The 19,743-nt window shown below is 73.7% G+C and carries 16 protein-coding genes; 7 read left to right on the top strand and 9 right to left on the bottom strand.

Annotated features, from left to right (window positions below; translation table 11 throughout):
* Window positions 1-24: 24 nt before the first annotated feature.
* The 3 genes from ASE87_RS07655 to ASE87_RS07645 all read right to left on the bottom strand — a co-directional run bounded on the left by ASE87_RS07655 (window position 25) and on the right by ASE87_RS07645 (window position 4,092).
* Window positions 25-987 (bottom strand): CPBP family intramembrane glutamic endopeptidase, encoded by a 963-nt coding sequence (locus ASE87_RS07655; protein WP_056227319.1) that lies wholly within the window; start codon window positions 985-987, stop codon window positions 25-27.
* A 172-nt stretch (window positions 988-1,159) separates the two neighbouring features.
* Complete coding sequence (locus ASE87_RS07650) at window positions 1,160-3,475, bottom strand: bifunctional UDP-sugar hydrolase/5'-nucleotidase (RefSeq protein WP_056227316.1); 2,316 nt, start codon at window positions 3,473-3,475, stop codon at window positions 1,160-1,162.
* Window positions 3,476-3,672: 197 nt separating this feature from the next.
* The gene (locus tag ASE87_RS07645) at window positions 3,673-4,092 is read right to left on the bottom strand and encodes a GNAT family acetyltransferase (RefSeq protein ID WP_056227313.1); all 420 of its coding nucleotides are present in this window, start codon (window positions 4,090-4,092) and stop codon (window positions 3,673-3,675) included.
* A 129-nt stretch (window positions 4,093-4,221) separates the two neighbouring features.
* On the opposite strand from ASE87_RS07645, the gene ASE87_RS07640 reads away from it, so the two are divergent.
* The 3 genes from ASE87_RS07640 (at window position 4,222) to ASE87_RS07630 (ending at window position 6,555) form a co-directional block, all read left to right on the top strand.
* Window positions 4,222-5,097, top strand: a complete 876-nt coding sequence (locus ASE87_RS07640; protein ID WP_056227310.1) for a shikimate dehydrogenase — start codon at window positions 4,222-4,224, stop codon at window positions 5,095-5,097.
* 2 nt (window positions 5,098-5,099) lie between these two features.
* Window positions 5,100-5,948: a type I 3-dehydroquinate dehydratase gene (aroD, locus tag ASE87_RS07635; RefSeq protein WP_056227307.1), complete on the top strand. Its 849-nt coding sequence runs from the start codon at window positions 5,100-5,102 to the stop codon at window positions 5,946-5,948.
* Window positions 5,949-6,156: 208 nt separating this feature from the next.
* Window positions 6,157-6,555 carry a hypothetical protein gene (locus ASE87_RS07630; protein WP_056227304.1) on the top strand — a complete coding sequence of 133 codons (399 nt, stop codon included), beginning with the start codon at window positions 6,157-6,159 and terminating at the stop codon, window positions 6,553-6,555.
* 21 nt (window positions 6,556-6,576) lie between these two features.
* On the opposite strand, the gene ASE87_RS07625 is transcribed toward ASE87_RS07630, so the two are convergent.
* Complete coding sequence (locus tag ASE87_RS07625) at window positions 6,577-7,047, bottom strand: DUF805 domain-containing protein (protein ID WP_056227301.1); 471 nt, start codon at window positions 7,045-7,047, stop codon at window positions 6,577-6,579.
* Between the two features lie 157 nt (window positions 7,048-7,204).
* On the opposite strand from ASE87_RS07625, the gene ASE87_RS07620 reads away from it, so the two are divergent.
* Entirely contained in the window at window positions 7,205-7,459 is a 255-nt protein-coding gene (locus tag ASE87_RS07620; RefSeq protein ID WP_043593189.1) for a DUF6458 family protein, read from the top strand.
* Window positions 7,460-7,543: 84 nt separating this feature from the next.
* Here ASE87_RS07620 and phoA read toward each other — a convergent pair whose 3' ends face one another.
* From phoA to ASE87_RS07605, 3 genes are all read right to left on the bottom strand, one after another.
* Window positions 7,544-9,478, bottom strand: coding sequence for an alkaline phosphatase (phoA, locus tag ASE87_RS07615; RefSeq protein WP_082452474.1), 1,935 nt, complete (start codon window positions 9,476-9,478; stop codon window positions 7,544-7,546).
* A 206-nt stretch (window positions 9,479-9,684) separates the two neighbouring features.
* Window positions 9,685-12,693, bottom strand: coding sequence for an AAA family ATPase (locus ASE87_RS07610; RefSeq protein WP_056227298.1), 3,009 nt, complete (start codon window positions 12,691-12,693; stop codon window positions 9,685-9,687).
* Complete coding sequence (locus ASE87_RS07605; RefSeq protein WP_056227295.1) at window positions 12,690-13,907, bottom strand: exonuclease SbcCD subunit D C-terminal domain-containing protein; 1,218 nt, start codon at window positions 13,905-13,907, stop codon at window positions 12,690-12,692. Before ASE87_RS07605 ends, ASE87_RS07610 begins: the two co-directional genes overlap by 4 nt.
* 206 nt (window positions 13,908-14,113) lie before the next feature.
* On the opposite strand from ASE87_RS07605, the gene ASE87_RS07600 reads away from it, so the two are divergent.
* Window positions 14,114-15,325 carry a M20/M25/M40 family metallo-hydrolase gene (locus ASE87_RS07600; protein WP_082452473.1) on the top strand — a complete coding sequence of 404 codons (1,212 nt, stop codon included), beginning with the start codon at window positions 14,114-14,116 and terminating at the stop codon, window positions 15,323-15,325.
* Between the two features lie 109 nt (window positions 15,326-15,434).
* On the opposite strand, the gene prpB is transcribed toward ASE87_RS07600, so the two are convergent.
* Both prpB and ASE87_RS07590 read right to left on the bottom strand, forming a co-directional pair.
* Window positions 15,435-16,334: a methylisocitrate lyase gene (gene prpB / locus ASE87_RS07595; protein ID WP_056227292.1), complete on the bottom strand. Its 900-nt coding sequence runs from the start codon at window positions 16,332-16,334 to the stop codon at window positions 15,435-15,437.
* Window positions 16,334-17,992 carry an MmgE/PrpD family protein gene (locus tag ASE87_RS07590; protein WP_082452472.1) on the bottom strand — a complete coding sequence of 553 codons (1,659 nt, stop codon included), beginning with the start codon at window positions 17,990-17,992 and terminating at the stop codon, window positions 16,334-16,336. Before ASE87_RS07590 ends, prpB begins: the two co-directional genes overlap by 1 nt.
* Before the next feature lie 182 nt (window positions 17,993-18,174).
* Here ASE87_RS07590 and ASE87_RS07585 point away from each other — a divergent pair, with 182 nt between their 5' ends.
* Both ASE87_RS07585 and ASE87_RS07580 read left to right on the top strand, forming a co-directional pair.
* Window positions 18,175-18,927, top strand: coding sequence for an Ltp family lipoprotein (locus ASE87_RS07585; protein ID WP_056227290.1), 753 nt, complete (start codon window positions 18,175-18,177; stop codon window positions 18,925-18,927).
* Between the two features lie 146 nt (window positions 18,928-19,073).
* Complete coding sequence (locus ASE87_RS07580; protein ID WP_157489743.1) at window positions 19,074-19,742, top strand: hypothetical protein; 669 nt, start codon at window positions 19,074-19,076, stop codon at window positions 19,740-19,742.
* Window position 19,743: the final 1 nt, after the last annotated feature.

The raw sequence follows: 19,743 nt of genomic DNA, 5'->3' as shown, positions 1-19,743 counted from the left end.
GTCTACGAGCGGCCACCGACGCGGTCAGCCGACCCGCGCCTCCTGGGGACGGTCGCCCGCGGGAGGCGCGCTGGGGACGAGAGGAGCGCTGCGAACCGTCACGAGACCGGTGCGCCGAGCCGCCCGCAGCACGAGCCACACGTAGAGCGGCGTCGAGACCACCGTGACGGCGAGGGCGAGGGGGCTGCCGTCGCTCGACTCGACGCCCGCGAACGGTGCCGACAACAGGAAGAGGACGGTGTTGTTGAGCACGTGCGCCACGATCGCCGCCTCGAGTCCGCCGGTGCGCCAGGTCAGGTAGGCCGCGGCCACGCCGAACACGGCGACGTCGAGCATGCCCCACGCGTTGTAGTCGTGGCCGAAGGCGAATCCGATCGTGGGCAGGACGATCGCCGCGATCGGGTACTTCAGCCACGAGCCGATCGTCTGCATCGCGAGCCCGCGGAACGCGTACTCCTCTGCCGTCGCCTGGAGCGGCGTGACCACGAGGATGACGACGACCGCCCAGACGAGGGTGTCGGCCGGCGTGGTGACGGGGCCGGTGCCGATCGGCTCACCCGAGAGCGGGGGCACCACGAAGTAGCTGAGCCCCACCGTCAGGGCCATGAACGCGAGGGCGGGCACGAGGCATCGCGCGAGCCACCGCCACCGCAGCCGCCCGGCGACGCTCCAGAGCCCGCCGACCGCCCCCGGCCCGACGATCAGGGCGCCCAGCATGATCGCCGGCAGCATGACCGCGATCGAGGCGAGCGTCGTGAAGAGGACGAGCGGGTCGGCCGCGGCCAGCGCGTCGCCCTCGATGCCGCGCTGCAGTCGTTCGGCGGCGGCGCTCCCGCCGACGGCCGTGGTCACCCCGAGGACGCCCACGTAGACCACGACCGACGCGAGCAGGTACGTGACGGCCGCCACGACGGCCGCCAGCAGAGGCTTCCACCACCGGTACGAGGGCAGGGAACGGAACAGGCGGTGGTACGCGGACGTCGTCACCCGACGAGCGTACGGGAGGCGCGGTGCCGGCCCCCCGGAACACCACGAGGAGGCGCGGGCCGGCAGGTCGCGCCGCCGCCGCGACGCGGTGGGGGTCGCACCACGAAACGGACGTCGCACCACGAGTTCCCGTGGTGCGACGTCCGTTCCGGTGGTGCGACGCCGGGTGGCGTCAGCCCTCGGTGGGCGTCACCGTCGCGCGGAGGCGGCGTCGACGGGCGACGACCAGCGCCGAACCGCCGGCCAGCATCAGGGCGAGTGCGGCGAGGGCCGCGAGACCCAGGCCGTCCTGGCCGGTGAAGGCCAGCGAGCCGTCGGCGTTGCGGACCGTGCCGGCGGGAGTGGAGCCCGAGCCGGAGCCGGGGGTGGTTCCGGGCACCGTGCCACCGGGGGTCGTGACCGGGGGCGTGGCGCCCGGGTCGGTCGGGTCGACGACGACCGGCTCGGCGGCCGCGGCGAACACGACCGGGACGGTCGCCGTCGTGCCCGTACCCGCGACGGTCAGGACGACCTGCCGCGTGACCGGCCCGGCGGTGGGAGCGGTGATGCCCTCGGGGACGACGAAGTCCAGCAGGGCACGACCCTGCTCGTCGGAGTTGTCGATCACGGTGGCGTCGATCGGCGCGGATGCGAGCTCGACTCCGTCGAGGGTCGCGGTCACGACGCCGGGCTGCGCCGCGGCCGTCGCGACCTCGGAGGGATCGCTCGGGACCTGCTCGAGAAGCAGCGACGAGAGGCTCATCGACACCGTGTCACCCGCGGCGAAGCCACCGGCCGGTGCGGTCGTGACACCCGAGACACCGACCGAACGCGAGGCGAAGTCGGGGTCGGACGGGTCGCCGGCCTGGGCGTCGAAGTACTCGAGCTGGCTCTGCAGGTCGACCTTGCCGCTGTCGGCGTGGGCCCGCCCGTTGGCGAAGGCGGTGAAGCCGTCGCCGCCCGACGCGAGGAACGAGTTGACGGTCACCTTGTAGATCGTCGCGTCGTCCATCGCCGCACCGTCGAGCGAGACGGCGGCGATGCGCGAGCCCGCCGCCGCCGCGGGGTCGTAGGTGTAGGTCAGGCCCTCGGACGTGCCGAGCTTCAGGGTGCTGGTGCGGCCGGCGGTCGGCCACTGCTGCTCGAGCACCTGGCGGATCTCGGCACCGGTCATGTCGACCACGACGAGCGTGTTGGCGAAGGGCTGCACTGCTGCGGCGGCCTTGTACGTCACGGCACCGTCCGGCGCCACGAAGGGCAGGTCGTCCCGCAGGCCGCCGGGGTTCATGAAGGCGAGCTGGGCACCGCTCGCGGTGGTCGACGAGAGCTGGATGTCGGCGACGAAGTTGCCGAGGGTCGACTCACCCGCACGGTTCGACACGGGGAGCCCGTTGGCGTCCGGGGTGGCGTTGTAGGCCCGGTTGAAGGAGTCGCTGATCGAGCCGATCACCTCGGCACCCCGGTCGGCGGCCACCGCGACGGCAGCCGCGACGATCTCGGCGACGGCGGGGTCGGGCGTGAAGGCACCGTAGAGCGGCACCAGGCGGTGCGAGGCGATGGTCACCCGGTCGCGGAAGGCGGTGGCCGCGGGGTCGACCGTCATGGTCACCCGGGCCAGGTTCGTCCCGTAGCTGCCCGTCTGCACGACGGCACGCTGCGGGCCGCCGTCGGACGGCGAGACGAGGTAGTCGTAGCCCTGGTGCGTGTGTCCCGAGAAGATGGCCGACACGTCGCCCGAGACGCCGCGGGCGATCTCGCCGAACGCGTTGTCGCCGGTGACGGAGTCCAGGCTGCCGGTCTCGGCGCCCTCGTGCAGCAGCAGGACGATGGCGTCGGCCGCGTCGGCCTCGACGATGTCGTCCGCGACGGCGTTGACCGACTCGACGACGGGCGCGAAGGTGAGCCCCTCGATGCCGGCCGGGCTGACGAGCGTCGGCATGGTCTCGGTCAGCGCGCCGATGAAGGCGACGCGGACGCCGCCGACCTCCTCGACGACGTACGGACGGTACGCGGGGGTCCCGTCGCTCTTCAGGATGTTCGCGTTGACGTAGGGGAAGTCGCTGTTCGTCTGGACGCGACCGGTGAAGTCGTCCTGGCCCTTGTCGAACTCGTGGTTGCCCGGCGTGCTGACGTCGAGGCCCATGGCGTTCAGGGCGTCGAGGGTCGGCTCGTCGTCCTGGATGAACGACGTGAACGTCGAGGCGCCGATGTTGTCACCCGCCGACACGAAGAGGGTGTTCGGGTTCTGCGCCTCGACCGACTTGACGGCACCGGCGAGGACGGCCGCACCGGCGATGGACGCGCGAGCACCGGGGGCATCGGCCTCGAGTCGGCCGTGGAAGTCGTTGATGCCGACGAGGTCGATCGTGACCGGGACGGCCTGGGCGGGTGCCGCGGCGACGAGGCCGAGCAGCAGGGTGCCGGCGGCGACGGACGCGAGGGCCGCACCGCGGACGCGCCGCCGGCCTCCCGTCGGGACGGACTCGGATGACGGGGGGCTGATGCGCATGGGCGTCGGTGCTCCTGGAGAAGGCGGTTCGGGCGGGACGGCACCCCCCGACAGGGGGCACATCACACGACCATAAGTTCTCGCTGTGTACCCGACAAGAGTCCGCCGAAGATCGTCATATGTTGTTCATCAGACGCGCCGCGGACGAGCGACGAGGCGGCCGACCGGCCCCTCCGGGAAGTGATGCCTGCCCCGTCTCAGTCGGCGATCAGCCGCTTGCCCATGCCGAACGCCTCGTCGACCGTGTACCCGAGGTGCTCGTAGAACGCCCGCACCCGCTCGTTGCCGGTGCGCACCTGGAAGCTCGCCTTCGGGCACCCCATGGCCTCGAGCAACCGCTCCACCTCGGCCATGAGCTGTCGACCGAATCCCTCCCCCTGGCGATCGGGCTCGACCGCGACGTAGTAGACCCAGCCACGATGGCCGTCGTAACCGGCCATGGCGGTCGCCACCAGCGCCTCCTCGTGGTCGACGCCGACCAGGAACAGTTCGCGCTGCACCGCCAACTTGCGTTCGATGTCGCGTCGGGGGTCGTTCCACGGGCGGGTCAGCCCGCAGCGCTCCCAGAGCGCCACGACGGTCTCGGTGTCGGCCTCGTCGAAGGGTCGGATCTGCATGCCTCGACCCTGCCAGACCCGACGGGACGAGGAGGCGCGGTGCCGGTCACCACGGCCCCGCACCCCCTCAGGGCCCTCGCGTTAGGGTGGGTCGTCGTCCGAGCCGCGGGCGCAGGGAGGGGCCCACCCGTGACCGATGCTCGCCGACGTCTCGCCGTCCTGGGGTCGCCGATCGAGCACTCGCTGTCACCCGTGCTGCACCGCACGGCGTACGAGCACCTCGGGTTGCCCTACGACTACGACCGCGTCGAGGTCGCCTCGGGCGGGCTCGCCGACTTCGTCGGGGGCCTCGACGCGAGCTGGCGTGGGCTGAGCCTGACGATGCCCCTCAAGCGCGAGGTGCTGCCCCTGCTCGACACCGTCTCGCCGCTCGCCCGACGCCTCGGGGTCGCCAACACCGTCGTCCTCGACGACGACGGTCGCCGCCACGGGCACAACACCGACGTCGACGGCATCGTCCGCAGCGTCGAGGGGTTCCACGACGCCCGGCCCGCCGCGGCCACCATCCTCGGTGGGGGCGCGACCGCCCTGTCCGCGATGGCCGCCGCGTGGGATCTCGGCGCCCGGTCGTTCTCCATCCACCTGCGCAACCCCATGCGGGCCGGCGAGCTGACGTCCCTGGCCGCCGAGCTGGGCGCCGACGTCATGGTCGCCCCGCTCACCGAGCTGCCCTCGCTCGGCCCTCTGGACTTCGTCATCAGCACGCTGCCCGGCGGGGCCGCGGACGACCTGCACCTGCGTCCGACCAGCAGCTCGTCCGTCCTCTTCGACGTCGCCTACGAGCCCTGGCCGACGCGCCTGGCGTCTCGCTGGTCGGCCGACGGCGGCATCGTCTTCAACGGTCTCGACATGCTCGTCGAGCAGGCGCTCGGTCAGGTGCGGCTCTTCTCCGGGCGGGCACAGGACGAGCCGGTGCCCGACGAGGACGTCCTGCGCGACGCGATGCGCGCCTCCGTGGGCTCGCCGATCCGCGGCCGGTCGACGACCGACAGCGTGGCGGGCTGACGATGGCGACCCCTCTGCCGGTCTCGATCGGCCGGATCGCGCTCGGCACCGGGCGTCCCGCGGTCTGCGTCCCGCTCGTGGCCCGGACCGTCGACGCACAGGTCGACGCCGCCTCGGCGCTCGACACGGACACGGCCGACCTGGTCGAGTTGCGCATCGACTTCGTCGACGCCGCCTTCGCCGTGGCGCCCGATCCCGACGGACCCGTCGGCGCCGGCACCCCGGCGACGGGCGCCGCCGACCTCGACCTGGTGGCCGACGTCGTCCGTCGGGTGCGTGACGCCCTCGACGCCGAGCTCCCCCTGCTCTTCACCCTGCGCACCGAGCCCGAGGGAGGCGAACGGGACGTCGCCCCCGCGACCTACGACGCCGTGCTGCGCTCGGCGATGGCCACCGGGCTGCTCGACGCCGTCGACGTCGAGATGTACACCGACCCCGACCTGCTCGGCGGACTCGTCGACGCCGCGCACGACGCCGGTCTCGTCGTCGTGATGTCGTCGCACGACTTCAGCGGCACCCCCACGCAGGGCGAGATCGTGTCGCGCCTGCTCGAACAACAGGAGAACGGCGCCGACGTGGCCAAGTTCGCCGCCATGCCGTCGGGCACGGACGACGTGCTGACGCTGATGCAGGCCACCGCCGAGTTCCGGGCGGGGGCCGGCATCGTGCCCGCGATCACCATGTCGATGGGGCCGCTCGGCGTCGTGTCCCGGCTCGCGGGCGAGACGTTCGGCTCGTGCGTCACGTTCGGGTCGGCGGGGGCGTCCAGCGCACAGGGCCAGCTGCCGGCGGCCGGGCTGCGGGCGGCGCTCGAGCTGGTGCACGAGGCGCAGCAGGCTGACGGCGTCTGACCGGAGTCGGGCCGGCATCGTACGGGGCCTCGAGCGTCAGGGCTCCGGAGGCCCGACGCACGCAGAGTCCACCACCGGGAAACGAGCGACGGACGTCGCTCAACGGGACCACCACGGCGGTCGGGCCCACCGGAGTGCGAACAGGTTAGCGGTCGGTGGCCCGACCCCGTAACCCCCTTGCGGACAGGCAACGGCCGTACCCTCAGGCATGGACGAAGCAGAGATCGACGACCACGCCCGCCAGCTCGTGACGGCTTTCGCCTTGCCCAGCAAGGTCGGCCGCCTGAACAGCCTGCGCTCGACCGACGAGAAGCGGGCGAAGTTCCGGACCGGGCTCGGCCTGATGCCGTTCCGATCGGACCGCACCACCCGGCTCAGCCACGCCGACTCGTCGCCGTCCGCCGTGCTGACCCGACTGCGCGACCTCGGAGCCGGCGAGCGCTGCGTCGTGTTCGAGGAGGGCAGGGAGTGGGCCGGCACCCTCGACGACGCGGTCGCCGCAGTGGTCGGGCAGGGCTACGGCGCCGTCATCTCGTGCCTGCCCGGCCGTCTCGGTTACGCCGAGTCCGAGTCGGGCGAGCGGCTCGTCCTGTCCCTCGACGAGTGATGCGGAGGCCCGCGCGAGCGGTCAGGCGGGCCCCGGGTACTGTCGCTCGCCGCCCGTGTCGAACCGCTCCCCCGAGGCGCGTGAGGGCAGCAGCGACATGACCAGCAAGGTCAGCCACCCGAAGACCGGCAGCAGGTAGAAGAGCGCGTACCAGGCGGTGAAGCCCCCGTCGTGCAGGCGCCGCGACTGCAGCGCGAGGGTCGGCAGGAAGCTCACGACCGACCACAGCACGACGACGACGCCCTGGGGATCGATGTAGGTCCAATCGCCGTTGTCGCCCCCGGCCCAGGTCGACGTCCCGCCGCTGCCCGTGGCCCAGGCCTGCAACGCCCCCTGGAACACGAGCGCGATGACGAACCACCACCAGTACTCGCTGCGGCTCGCGCGCCCGTGGAACGTGGCGTACTTCCGCCAGAACCGGACGACCGCGACCTTCGGCGAGGCACGGTGGTACGGCTGGTCGAGGGGCACGGGGCCGGCGGCTCCGGTCATGGGATCTCCTGCGGTGTCGGGTGACGGGCTGCCCCATCCTCTCAGCGCCGTCGCCGCGTCGTGGCCCGTCGACGCGGCCCGTCGGTACTGTGGGGCCCGCCGACCCTCGCGTCGGCGCCGTCGCCCATCCGGGGCGGCGCCAGACGAAGGAGACCCCATGAGCATCGGCGGCGGAATCGCCTTGATCGTGATCGGCGCGGTCCTCGCGTTCGCTCTCGACTTCCAGGTCGCGGGCATCGACATCAAGCTGATCGGCTACATCCTCATCGCGGCCGGCGTGGTCGTGACCATCATCGGCATCGCCTTCGCGTCGCGTCGGCGCTCGACGGTCTCCACGACCCGCAGCGCGGTCGACCCGGCCACGGGCGAGCGCGTCGAGCGTCGTTCGACCGACAGCGACCCGCTGGTCTGACCCGAGGGTCCGACGCGACCCGAGAACGCAGGAGGCGCGGTGCCGGCTGGCACCGCGCCTCCCGTGTGTCGGGGCGGGGAACGCCTAGAGCTGCACGCCGTCCTGCACGGACGCCGCACGGTGGCGGCGACGCAGCACGAGGGCCGCACCGGTGCCTGCCAGCATCAGCGCGAGCAGCAGGGCGGGCAGCGCGTCGGAGCCGGTGAACGCGAGGGGGCCACGTCCGTTGCCGGCCGTCCCCGCGCCTCCTGCGCTCGAGCCGTCACCGGGGACCGCCGCGGGCGGGGTCGTCGGCGCCGGGGTGACGGCGCCCTCGACGACCACGACCGTCGTGACCAGGGTCGTGCCGCTCTGCGTGCCGGTCAGCGTGATCGTGTAGCTGCCGGGCTCGGTGGGGGCCGTGACCGTGTAGGTCGCGACTCCGTCGACGACGTCGGCGATGCCGAGGTCGGTCACCGTGCCGTCGACCTCGAGCGTGCCCGTGACCTGGCGGTCACCGGCGAGGCCGGCGGTGCTGACCGGGAACTCGGCGCCGGGGGCGACCTCGGTCGGAGCGGTGATCGTCGCGTCGGCACTGAGGCCGTCGAGGTCACGGTCGAGCTGCAGGGCGTTCACGATGGTGAAGAAGTTGTCGGTCTGGTCGATCAGGCCGACGACGTTCGCGGCGCCGGGGCCGTAACCCGCGACGCGCAACTGCGTGCCGGTGTGCTGCTGCGAGCCACCGGCCGCGGCCGTGCCGTAGGCGATCTTCATCGTGGTGCCGTCGACCGTCGTCAGCGCGGTGCTGAGCGTGGCGGGCGGCGTCGAGTCGACGATCTGGCTGGTGTGGGCGTGGTCCGCCGTGACGATGACCATCGTGTTGCCGTCGGCCTTCGCGAACGCGAGGGCGGACTGGACGGCCTCGTCGAGGTCGAGCACCTCGCCGATCTGGCCGCAGGCGTCGGCGCTGTGGTCGCGCTTGTCGATCGAGGCACCCTCGACCTGCAGGAAGAACCCCTGGTCGCCCGTGTCGAGCAGGTCGATGGACTTCTCGGTCAGCGACTGCAACGAGAGGCCGGTCGACAGGCGAGCCGGGTTCGGCTGGCAGGTCTGCGGGGCCAGGTCGGCTCCTCCGACGGTGGCCGTCGTGGCGGCGTACCGGGTCGGGAAGTTGCCGTCGGTGAAGGTGCCGAGCACGGGCTGCGTCTGGTCGGCGGTCGACAGCGCGTCGAGGCCGGCCGCGTCACGCACGACCTGGTAGCCGCGATCCTGTGCCTGGGCGAACAGGGTGTCGCCCTGCCACTGACCGGCGCGGGCCGACTGACCGAACGAGGTCGCGCCTCCGCCGAGGGTCAGGTCGGCGCGGGTGCCGATGATCTGCTCGCTGATCGAGCCGAGGCCACCCTGGTCGAGGGCGTCGGCACCGCACTGGGTGACGCTGTCGGGGCCGTAGCAGCTGCGGGCGGCGACGTGCGCGGCCTGGACGGCCGGGGTGGCGTCCTGCAGCTCGGCGGTCGAGACGTTGCCGGTCTTCTTGCCGTTGGCCTTGGCGATCTCGATCAGGGTGTCCTGCGGGACGCCGTCGACGTCGACCGAGATGGCGTTGTCGTAGGTCTTCGTGCCGGTGGCCCAGGCGGAACCGGTCGCGGCGGAGTCGGGCACGTAGTCGGGCTTGCCCTTGTTCGCGCCGTCCCGGTAGACCGAGTACGTCGTGTACTGGCCGGTCAGGGGCAGGGCGTCGATGCCCGGCAGCGTTCCGCCGGCGCCGTAGGCGTAGTTGCGTGCCGAGGTGATCTCGCTGTCACCCATGCCGTCACCGATCAGCAGGATGACGTTCTTGGCGGGCCCGGCCTCCACCGAGTCGAGCAGCAGCTGCGTGCTGTCGTCGATGCTGCGGGCGGCACCACCGTTCTGGGTGACGTTCGCGGGGGTGGCCGCGAAGGCGGCGACGGGGGTGAGGGCGAGGGCGGCGACGGCGGCCGTCGCGACGACCCCCGTCGTCAGGGCCGCACGCCGGCGGTTCGGGGTGTTCTTCGACACGGTTCTGCTCCTGTGATCGTGATCGTGATCCGGTCGCCACGCGACGGAGTCGTCGCGGGACGGAGATCAGCAGACTCCTGCCGGGTGGCCGTCGCGTGAACGAGGGCGTGCGCGCGGGTGAACACCCTCGGACGGGGGTCGCGGCACGACGCGGGACGCCGCAGGACGCGGACCGCGGTGTGGTGCGGTGCGGACCGCCGACGGCCTCAGCCGACCGTCGAGCGGAGCACCGACGACCCGTCGGGGCGGCGTCGCACCTCGACCCGATCGGCGATGCGCTGCTTGAGCTCGTCGACGTGGCTGACGATGCCGATCACCCGCCCCGAGGCGCTCAGGCGACCGAGCTCGCTCATGACGGCGTCGAGGGTGTCGGGGTCGAGCGAACCGAATCCCTCGTCGACGAACAGGGTGCCGAGCTCGAGTCCGCCGGCCTCGGCCTGCACGACGTCGGCGAGACCGAGGGCGAGGCTGAGCGAGGCGTAGAAGGTCTCGCCGCCCGAGAAGCTGCCGGGGTCGCGGGTGGTGTCGGTGGTCGCGTCGCGGATGACGAGAGAGAGCCCGGTCTTGCGCGACCGCGACCCGACCTCGCGCTCGTCGGACGACGCGAGCTCGTACCGCCCGCTCGACATGACCGACAACCGCACGTTCGCCGCCGCCACGACCTCGTCGAACCGACGCAGCAGCACGTAGGTGCCGAGCGTCACGCCCTTGACGTTCTCGCCGGTCGAGGCGCTGGCGAGGTTCGCCATGCGCACCACCGCCCGGGCGTGCTCGACGGCGGCGTCGGCCGCGGCCGTCACGGCCTCGAGGGCGGCCAGGGCCTGGCGCGACCGTCCGGCCCGGTCGCCGGCTCGCGTCGCCCGGTCGGTGGCCTCGTCGAGCTCGGTCTCGACCCGGTCGAGGGCCTCGACGGCCGACTCGACGTCGGCCGCCTCGTCGCCGGTCAGCACGGCGACCTCGGGCTCGGCCAGGCCGGCCGAGACGACGGCCCGTTCGCGCTCGTGCCCGGACACCCGCGTCTCGAGGGCGGCCCGGTCGCCTGCCTCGAGGGCGGCGTCGGCGACCTGGTCGACGTCGTCGAACCCGCTGCGCTCGAGGGCGGCGGCGAGCTCGGCACGTCGGACGGCCGCCGCCTCGGACGCCACCTCGGCGGCGTCTATGAGGGTCAGGAGGCGCGTGTCGCGTTCGACGCCGTCACCGACCGCTGCGGCGAGCTCGGCGATCGTCGGGGCCCGACCGTCGAGCAGTCGCGCGATCTCGGCCTCGTCGTCGAACAGGGCGCGTCGGTCGGCGGCGACGCGCTCCCGGCCGGTGGCGGCTCGTTCGCGGAGGTCGTCGAGCTCGGCCCGCAGCCGGTCGACCTCGCGGTCGTGGGCCACCAGGGCCGCGTCGGCCGCCACGAGGGCGGTCCGGGCCCGGATGGCCTCGGACACGCGCAGGGCCAGCCCGGCCAGCTCGGACTCGACGTCGTCACGGGTCAGGTCGCCCAGGGCGCGGCGGGCCTCGGCGGCCCGCCCCTCGGCGGTCGCGTGCCGTGCGGCGGACTCGCGCTGACGGGCCTCGGCCGCGCGTGCCGTCAGCGACGCGGCCTCGACCTGGTCGTCGGTGGGGTGCTCGGCGCCGGGAGCCGCCGGGGCCGGATGCTCTCGCGAGCCGCACACGGGGCACGGGTCGCCGACGACCAGACCCGCGGCCAGGTGACCCGCCATGCCCTCGATCTGCCGCCGGCGGAGGCCGGCCTCGTCGTCCAGGGCCTGCAGGGCCGCCGCCGAGTCGTCGACCAGTCGTTCGGACGCCGCGTCGACGGCCCGGCCGAGGGCGTCGAGGTCGTCGAGGTCGCGCAGACGGACGCGCGCCTCGGCCGTCGCCTGCTCGGCGGTGCCGAGGTCGGACGAGGTGTCGGCCAGGTCGTCGCGCTCGACGACGAGAGACGCCCGGACGGCGGGGGCCGCGACGAGGCGGTCGTCCAGCTCTCGGCGCCGCTCGTCGGCGTCGAGCAGGGACCGCTCGATCGCGTCGAGGGCCGTCCGGCGACCGGGCAGGGCCTTCTCGGTCCGGGCCGCCTCGGTCAGGAGGGCGAGTTCTGAGAGCCGGGCGTCGCGACGCGCTGCGACGTCGGCTCGGACCGGGGGCGGGGCCCCATCGGCTGCAGCGGACCCGGAGCCCTCGCCGTCCGCAGCCACCTCGACGGCCTCGGCCAGGCGGGAGGCCGTGTCACGCTCGGCCTCGTCCGCCCGCGTGACCGGGGCGAGGGCGTCGGTCACGGTGGCGGCTCGGGCCGCCGCGGCCACGCGCGATCGCACCGTGGCGATCTCGGCGTCGCCCTCGTCGAGACGCGTCCGTCGGACGATCAGGTCGGCCCGGCGGTCGAGTGCCGCCCCCAGCGCTCGCACGCGATCGAGCGACCGTCGCGCCGCGTCTCGGGCCTCGACCGCTCGGGACCGCCGTGCCGCCGTGTCGGAGGCCTCGGTCTCGAGGGCCCCGAGCACGGCAGCCGCGCCGTCGGCGACCAGGGCCTCGTCGAGGACGTCGGCCTCGAGTCCGCTCGCCTCGAGCAGTCTCGCGCGGGCCAGCTCGATGTCTCGGTCGGCGGCGGCCACGGCGGCGTTCGCGACCTTGCGTCGTTCGACGAGCTCGGCCGTGGTCCGCTCGTAGATCTCGGTGCCGAAGAGCGACTGCAGGACCTCTTTGCGCTTCTCGCCGGTCGAGCGGAGGAAGGCGGCGAACTCACCCTGGGGCAGGACGACGGTCTGCACGAACTGCTGGCGCGTGAGCCCGAGGATGCGCGAGACCTCGGCGCCGGCCTCTTGGGTGCTGATCGAGACGATCTCGCCGTCGACGGCGTCGGGCGACGAGAGGCGCCACAGTTTCGCGGTCGCGTTCGCCGGCGTCGTGCCCGTGCCCCGCGCCTTCGGGCGGCGGTACGCGGGCGTCCGGCGGATGCGGTGGACGCCCGCGCCGTTCTCGAAGACGAGCTCGACGAAGGGCTCGACGTCGGGGGCCGCGTGGTGGCTGCGCAGGCGGTCGGGCGTCGACGCCGAACCGGCGAGCCCGCCGTAGAGGGCGAAGACGATCGCGTCGATGATGGTCGACTTGCCGGAGCCCGTGGGGCCCTCGAGCAGGAAGGTGCCCGAGGCGCCGAGCGCGGCGAAGTCGATGCTGTGCTCGCCCGCGTAGGGCCCGATGGCCCGCAGCGTCAGCCGGTGGAGGTTCATTCGCTCGCCTCGCTCGCGAGCGCGGCCTCGTAGGCGCCGCGCACCACGGCCAACTCGGTCTCGCTCGCCGCACCACCCGAGGCGAAGGCGACGAAGGCGGCCGCGACCTCGATCGGGTCGGACTCGGCCGTGACGGCGGCGAGCGCCGGGGCCTCGACCGCCCCGACGGGGGTGTGGTGGATCGCGAGGGCGTGCGGGAAGTGCTCGGCCACGCGTGTGTAGAGCCGCTCGGGGTGCACGGGATCGGTGACGAAGACCCGCAGCCAGGCGTCGCGCAGGTCGTCGTGCCGGCCGTCGAGCAGGGCGTCGAGGGTGTCGGTCACCTCGGCGAGCCGACGCGGCACGGGGGTCGGGACGAGGTCGACCGAGACCGAGCCGTCGGCGGCCAGCTCGACGATCGAGGACGACTTGACCTGGTTCCGCTCGCCGAACGAGAAGGCCAGGGGCGACCCCGAGTAGCGCAGGCGACCGGACGGGCCGACCCGTTGGGCACCGTGCAGGTGACCGAGGGCGACGTAGTCGACGCCGTCGAACACGGCCGAGGGGACCGAGTCGACGCCGCCCACCCGGATGTCGCGCTCGCTCTCGCTGCGCTCGGGAGCAGTCCCGTCTTCGAGGTCGACACCCCCGACGGCGGCCTCGGGGTCGGCGGCGGGCCCGGACACGACGAACGCGTGCGCCACCACGACGGACCGGGTGGCGGGTCGCCCGGCGAGGTCGTCGCGCACCCGCTGCATCGCGGCACCCACGACGGCCGAGTGCGACCGGGCGAGCGGCTCGTCCGCGCCCGCCGGTGCCAGCGATCGCCGGACGCTGTCGGGGTCGAGGTAGGGCAGCCCGTAGAAGGCGACCGGCCCGTCGGGGTCGTCGACCACCACGGGCTCGTCGAGCAGGTCGACCGACGCTCGCAGGTGCAGGCCTGGCCGCATCAGCTCGGCCGCGAACCCCAGTCGCACCGCCGAGTCGTGGTTGCCGGGCGTGACGATCACGGTGGCGTGCTCGGTCAGCCCGGCGAGGGCCCGGCCGAGGAGGCGCACGCTGGGCACCGCGGGGACGGCCCGGTCGTACACGTCGCCCGCGACCACGACGACGTCGATCGAGCGTTCGGCCACGAGACCCACCAGATGGTCGACGAAGGCTTGCTGGTGCTCGTGCAGGTCGACCCCGTGCAGCGTGCGCCCCAGGTGCCAGTCGCTGGTGTGCAGGATGCGCACGGCGCCCCTCTCGTGGATGTCGCGGTCGGTGCGGCAACGGGTGCCGGAGTCGGTGCCCCCGACTGTATCGGGGGCCTCCGACAGAGCCGACCGCGCCTCCCCGGGTCCGGCGACGCGCCTCCTCGGGACCCGCACCGCGCCTCCTCGTGTCCGGCACCGCGCCTCCCGGCCGGTCGCCGCCCCGCCCACGGGAGTGAGATGGTCAGATGCCCGCACACCGTGGCGGGCCCGACGAGAGCGAGACCGTGAGCCACGACGCCCTGCAGCCCGACCAGGTCACCGCCCTCCGCCGCGAGGTCGAGGCCCGCCTCGACGCGATGGTGGCCGACCTGACGACCTACGCGAGCCTCGAGACGCCGTCCGACGACGTCGACCTGCTCGAGGCGGGGCTGCGATGGATCGAGACCTGGCTCGGCGAGACCGTCGGTCCCCCGGCCGACCGCCGGGTGCACGTCGTCGAGGGCTACGGCGACACGGTGACGCTCGACTACCCGTCGCCGTCCGGGTCGACCGAGTGGGTGTCGGCCCTGTGCCACTACGACACGGTGTGGTCCGAGGGGACGCTGGCCGGGTGGCCCGTCACGGTCGAGGGCGACCGCATGACCGGCCCCGGCGTCTTCGACATGAAGTCCGGGCTGATCCAGCTCGGCAACGCGCTCGCGATCGGCGACCGCCTGGGGCTGCCGCGTCCGAACGTGCGCCTGCTGCTGAACGGGGACGAGGAGGTGGGCAGCATCGCCTCGCGCGAGGCGATCGAGCGCGAGGTCGGACGAGGAGGCGCGGTGTTCGTCTTCGAGTCGGCCGCCGACGGTGCCGTCAAGACCGCCCGCAAAGGCGTCGGCATCTTCGAGGTCGAGGCCTTCGGGGTCGAGGTGCACGCCGGCCTGCACCCGCGCTCGGGTGCGAGCGCCGTCGACGAGATCGCCCGCGTCGTCCTGACGTTGCACGCGGCCGCCGACGTCGAGGCGGGCACCTCGCTCAACGTGGGAGTGCTGCAGGGCGGCACCCGCACCAACGTCAAGGCCGGCTACGCCCGGGCGATGGTCGACGTCCGCGTCACCTCGTCGACCGAGGCCGAGCGCATCGAGCGGGTCTTCGCCGGGCTCGCGGCGCACGATCCGGCCGCGACGCTGAAGGTCACCGGCGGCTGGAACCGCCCGCCGATGGAGCGCTCGGTCGCGACCGGCGCGTTGTACGAACGCGCCGCCCGGGTCGCCGCCTCGCTCGGCTTCGAGTTGCGCGAGGTGTCGGTCGGCGGCGCCAGCGACGGCAACTTCGCCGCCGCGCTCGGCCTGGCCGTGCTCGACGGCGTCGGCGGCGTCGGCGGCGGGGCCCACGCCCGGCACGAGTGGATCAGCGTGCACGGCATGGTCGAGCGCACCGAGTTCGTCGCCGCCCTGCTCGCCGACCTCGCCTGACCGCCGCCCTCCCCGGCGACCGACGCCGCGCCTCCGCCCGGACCCCAGGAAGTCGCCGGGACCCCGGTGCGCGCGCTGGGGTCTCGGCGACTTCCTGGGGTCTCGAGTCTCAGGCGTCGAGCGTGAAGTCGTAGACGCCGGCGTCGAAGCGGGCGTAGCCGGGGTAGTCGATCAGCTCGTAGAGCTCGGCACGGGTCTGCATCGACGGCACCTGCGACTCGAGCGTCCCGTCGGCCGCGAGCGCGTCGAGCGCCCGGGACGCCGCACCCATCGCGGCGCGCATCAGCGACACCGGGTGGATCACCATGCTCACGCCCACGTCGTGCAGCTGTTGGTGCGTGAACAGCTCGCTCTTGCCGAACTCGGTCATGTTGGCGAGCACCGGCACGTCGAGCGCCGAGCAGATCGCCTCGAACTCGCCGAGGTCGGCCATCGCCTCGGCGAAGATCGCGTCGGCGCCGGCGTCCACGAGCGCGCGGGCCCGGTCGACCGCCGCCTCGAGCCCGTCGAGCGCCCGGACGTCCGTGCGCGCCATGATCACGAGCGACGGGTCGCGGCGGGCGTCGACCGCGGCCCGGATGCGCCCGGTCGCCGTCGCCGCGTCGACGACCTGCTTGCCGTCGAGGTGGCCGCAGCGCTTGGGGTTGACCTGGTCCTCGATGTGCAGTCCGGCCACGCCGGCGGCCTCGAGCGCCTGGACGGTGCGGGCGACGTTCATCGGCTCGCCGAACCCGGTGTCGGCGTCGACGAGCACGGGCAGGTCGGTCATCGACGCGATCTGCCCGGCCCGCGTGGCGACCTCGGTGAGCGTGGTGAGGCCGATGTCGGGCAGCCCGAGTTCGTTGGCCATCACGGCACCCGACACGTAGACGCCGTCGAAGCCCTTCTGCTCGACCAGGCGCGCGGTGAGCGGCGTGAACGCGCCGGGGAAGACCAGGGTGCGCTCGTCGGCCAGCCCGGCCCGGAACGTCGCACGCTTGTCGGCCGGCGACACCGTCGAGTACAGCATCAGAACAGCCCGCCCGGCTGGGCGGCGGCACCCGCGAGCGCGTCGGGGGCGACGATGCCCAACTGCCGCACCTCGGCCGCCGTCAACGAGGGGAGGCGCGTGGCCAGGTCGACGAACCGCTGGACCTCGGCGTCGGGCAGCACGCCCTCGGCCAGCGTGCGGAACTTGCGCACGTAGTCCTCGCGTCCGAAGGGTCGCGCCCCCAGAGGGTGGGCGTCGGCGACGGCGATCTCGTCGACGAGGGTCGTGCCGTCGACGAACTCGACCTCGATGCGGCCGCCGAACGCCTTCTCGGCGGGGTCGGTCGAGTGGTAGCGGGCGGTCCAGGCGGGGTCCTCGGCCGTGGTGATGCGCTGCCACAGCTCGACGGTGTCGGGACGCTGCGCCCTGGCTGGGGCGTAGCTGCGCTCGTGGTGCCATTCGCCGTCCTGCAGGGCGACGGCCACGATGTAGGGGATGGAGTGGTCGAGCGTCTCTCGGCTGGCGGTCGGGTCGTACTTCTGCGGGTCGCCCGCCCCCGAGCCGATGACGACGTGCGTGTGGTGGCTGGTGTGCAGCACGATGCGGCGCACCTGCGCGGGGTCCCGCAGGGCGGGGAGCGAGCGGCCGAGCCGTCGCGCGAGGTCGATCCAGGCCTGGGCCTGGTACTCGGCCGAGTGCTCCTTCGTGTAGGTGTCGAGGATGCCCCGTTTCGACGCCCCCGGCGCCGGCAGGGGCACGTCGTACGACGCCCCGGGCCCGTCGAGCAGCCAGGCGATCACGCCGTCCTCGCCCTCGTAGATCGGGGCGGGGCTGCCCTGGCCCCGCATCGCGCGGTCGACGGCCTCGACCGCGGCCTTGCCCGCGTACGCCGGTGCGTAGGCCTTCCACGACGAGATCTCACCCTTGCGGGACTGCCGCGTGGCCGTCGTCGTGTGCAGCGCCTGCCCGATCGCCTGGTGCACCACCTCGGTCGACAGCCCGAGCATCGTGCCGAGACCGGCCGCGACCGACGGGCCGAGGTGGGCGACGTGGTCGATCTTGTGGGCGTGGAGGCTGATGGCCCGGACGAGGTCGACCTGCACCTCGTAGCCGGTCACGATCCCGCGCAGCAGGGCCGCGCCGTCGAGTCCGCGGTGCTGTGCCACGGCGACCAGCGCCGGGACGTTGTCGCCGGGGTGCGAGTACTCCGCCGCGAGGAACGTGTCGTGGAAGTCGAGCTCGCGCACGGCGACCCCGTTCGCCCAGGCGGCCCACTCGGGCGACACGGGGTGCTCGGGCGCGACGCCCGTCACCTGCGAGCCCGTGCCTCCGGTGGTCGGCGGGTGCGCGAGCGCCTGGTCGCGCGCGACGGCGACCGGCGCGCGCAGCAGCGACGCGGCCGAGACGGCGGCGTTGTCGATCAGGCGGTTGATCACCATCTCTGTGACGTCGTCGCCGATCGGGGCATCGTCGGTGGCGAGCGCGGCGAGGCGCCAGGCGAGTTCGTCCTCGCGCGCCAGCGGCTCGTCGCTGCGGTGCACCCGCACCGTGTGCACGACGAGGTCGGCGGTCGGGGCGGCCGGCCCGTCCGTGACCCCGGACGAGGAGGCGCGGGTCGCGTCTCCCCCGCCGCTCGCGTCGGTCGTCGCCCCGGCGTCGTGTGCGTGCTCGGACGCCTGCTCGTGCTGCGTGCCCATCGGCCACCCTCTCTGGTGGGGCGGGCGTCGTGCGGCCCGCCGTGCGCCGTCGTCGGTGACGGCCGTGTCGTTGCCGACCAGTCTCGCACCCGGGCCGGGCGACGCGCCTGGCATCCCCCGGCCCGCCGACGCGCCCCGTTCGGGGGTGAACCCGTCTGTCCGCCACCTGGCAGGCTCGGAGCATGACCACCGAGAGCCCGCTGGGGGGCGGCTCCGACGAGCGACGCCCCTCCGCCGACCAGCCGACCACCTCCTACCCCGCGACGGGGACGTCCACTCCGCCGCCGCGACCGGGCCGCCCGATCGGGCTCGCGATCGCCGCCCTCGTCGTGGGCATCGTCGCGTTCCTGCTCGGCCTCGTCCCCGTGGTGGGCACGATCGTCGGCGTCGCCGCCGTGGTGCTCGGCATCATCGCGCTGCTCCGGCACCAGTCGAAGGTCATGGCGTGGATCGGCCTCGGCCTGGGAGCCGTCGCCACCGTCGTGTCCATCGTCGTCGCGGTCGGCCTCGGCGCGGCGATCGACAGCGTGCAGCAGGACGACCCGGCCGTGACCGCCACCTCCGAGCCCGCCCCCGTCCGCACCTCGTCGACGCCCGCGCCCACCGCGTCGGCCACGCCGACGTCGGCGGCCGCCGACGTGCCGGCCGACTACTCGGATGCCCTGGCGGACGCCGAGACCATCGCGAACGGCCTCGGCAGCAGCAAGCTCGAGACCTACACGAAGCTCGTGGCCGGCGGAGCCTCCGAGGCCGCGGCGCAGTACGCCGTCGACACGGTCGACGCCGACTGGCAGGCCAACGCCGTCCGCAAGGCCAAGGCCTACGCGGCGGACGGCATGACCGGCGACGTGCTGCGCAACCAGCTCGTCAGCGAGTACGGCGAACAGTTCACCGCCGAGGAGGCCGACTACGCCCTGGCGCACCTCGACGACTGACGCGTCGTGACGCGATCGTGACCCTGGCCGGCCCGACCTCATCCTCCGGGACGAGTGCTCGGGCCGGACCGGTCTGTAGCGTCGAGATCGGCGAACGGTCGGGACGGCACGACGACCAGGAAGGCACGACCATGAGGGGCACGACCATGAGGGGCACGACCGCGAAGCGGACGGCGACGATCACGGGGGCGACGGCCTGCCTGGTGCTGGCCCTCACGGCGGGCTGTTCGAGCGGTCCCGGCGAGGCGACACCCGATCCCTCGAGCCCCGGCTCGTCGGCACCGTCCTCGCCCACGCCGTCGGGAACCGCGACACCCACCCCGACCGAGACCCCCGGGCCGATCGCCCTGCCCACCGACTGCACCGACGTCGTCGACCAGGCGACCTACGCCGCGACCTTCGGCGACAGCCCGCTCAACCCCGTCGAGTTCGGCGGCTCGGGCACCACGTCGGGCGTGGTCACGCCGACCGAACCGCCCGCGGGGGCCAGCGCGGTCCAGATCGTCCGAGCGGCGAACGAACTGAGCTGCCTGTGGCGTGACCCGCGCGCCGACATCTCGGGCATCGGGGTGGACATGGGGCACCTCGACCCCGCGGTCTCGGGCCCGGCCTTCGACTCTCTCGCCTCCGCCGGCTTCACGTGCACGACCGTCCACGAGGGCCGCAGCTGCCAGCTCGTCACGCCCGAGCAGCAGTACCCGGTCGACCGCACGCAGACCTTCTGGGTGCGGGACGACGTGGTCGTCACGGTCGACCAGACGAACGTGCCGACGGACGACCTGATCGGCTCGATCGCGACGCGCCTCTGGGGCTGAG

Source organism: Frigoribacterium sp. Leaf44 (genome assembly GCF_001421865.1).
Lineage (GTDB): Bacteria > Actinomycetota > Actinomycetes > Actinomycetales > Microbacteriaceae > Frigoribacterium.
Note: the sequence above shows the minus strand (reverse complement) of the source record. Positions and strands in the feature narration are given on the sequence as shown.

Bases quoted from the DNA above. Each gene is read 5' to 3' on its own strand.
- ASE87_RS07620 (WP_043593189.1), top strand. From the start codon at position 7,205: ATGAGCATCGGCGGCGGAATCGCCTTGATCGTGATCGGCGCGGTCCTC.
- ASE87_RS07585 (WP_056227290.1), top strand. From the start codon at position 18,175: ATGACCACCGAGAGCCCGCTGGGGGGCGGCTCCGACGAGCGACGCCCC.
- aroD (WP_056227307.1), top strand. From the start codon at position 5,100: ATGGCGACCCCTCTGCCGGTCTCGATCGGCCGGATCGCGCTCGGCACC.
- ASE87_RS07590 (WP_082452472.1), bottom strand. From the start codon at position 17,992: ATGGGCACGCAGCACGAGCAGGCGTCCGAGCACGCACACGACGCCGGG.
- ASE87_RS07630 (WP_056227304.1), top strand. From the start codon at position 6,157: ATGGACGAAGCAGAGATCGACGACCACGCCCGCCAGCTCGTGACGGCT.
- ASE87_RS07645 (WP_056227313.1), bottom strand. From the start codon at position 4,092: ATGCAGATCCGACCCTTCGACGAGGCCGACACCGAGACCGTCGTGGCG.
- ASE87_RS07580 (WP_157489743.1), top strand. From the start codon at position 19,074: ATGAGGGGCACGACCGCGAAGCGGACGGCGACGATCACGGGGGCGACG.
- prpB (WP_056227292.1), bottom strand. From the start codon at position 16,334: ATGCTGTACTCGACGGTGTCGCCGGCCGACAAGCGTGCGACGTTCCGG.
- ASE87_RS07625 (WP_056227301.1), bottom strand. From the start codon at position 7,047: ATGACCGGAGCCGCCGGCCCCGTGCCCCTCGACCAGCCGTACCACCGT.
- ASE87_RS07600 (WP_082452473.1), top strand. From the start codon at position 14,114: ATGCCCGCACACCGTGGCGGGCCCGACGAGAGCGAGACCGTGAGCCAC.
- ASE87_RS07610 (WP_056227298.1), bottom strand. From the start codon at position 12,693: ATGAACCTCCACCGGCTGACGCTGCGGGCCATCGGGCCCTACGCGGGC.
- ASE87_RS07650 (WP_056227316.1), bottom strand. From the start codon at position 3,475: ATGCGCATCAGCCCCCCGTCATCCGAGTCCGTCCCGACGGGAGGCCGG.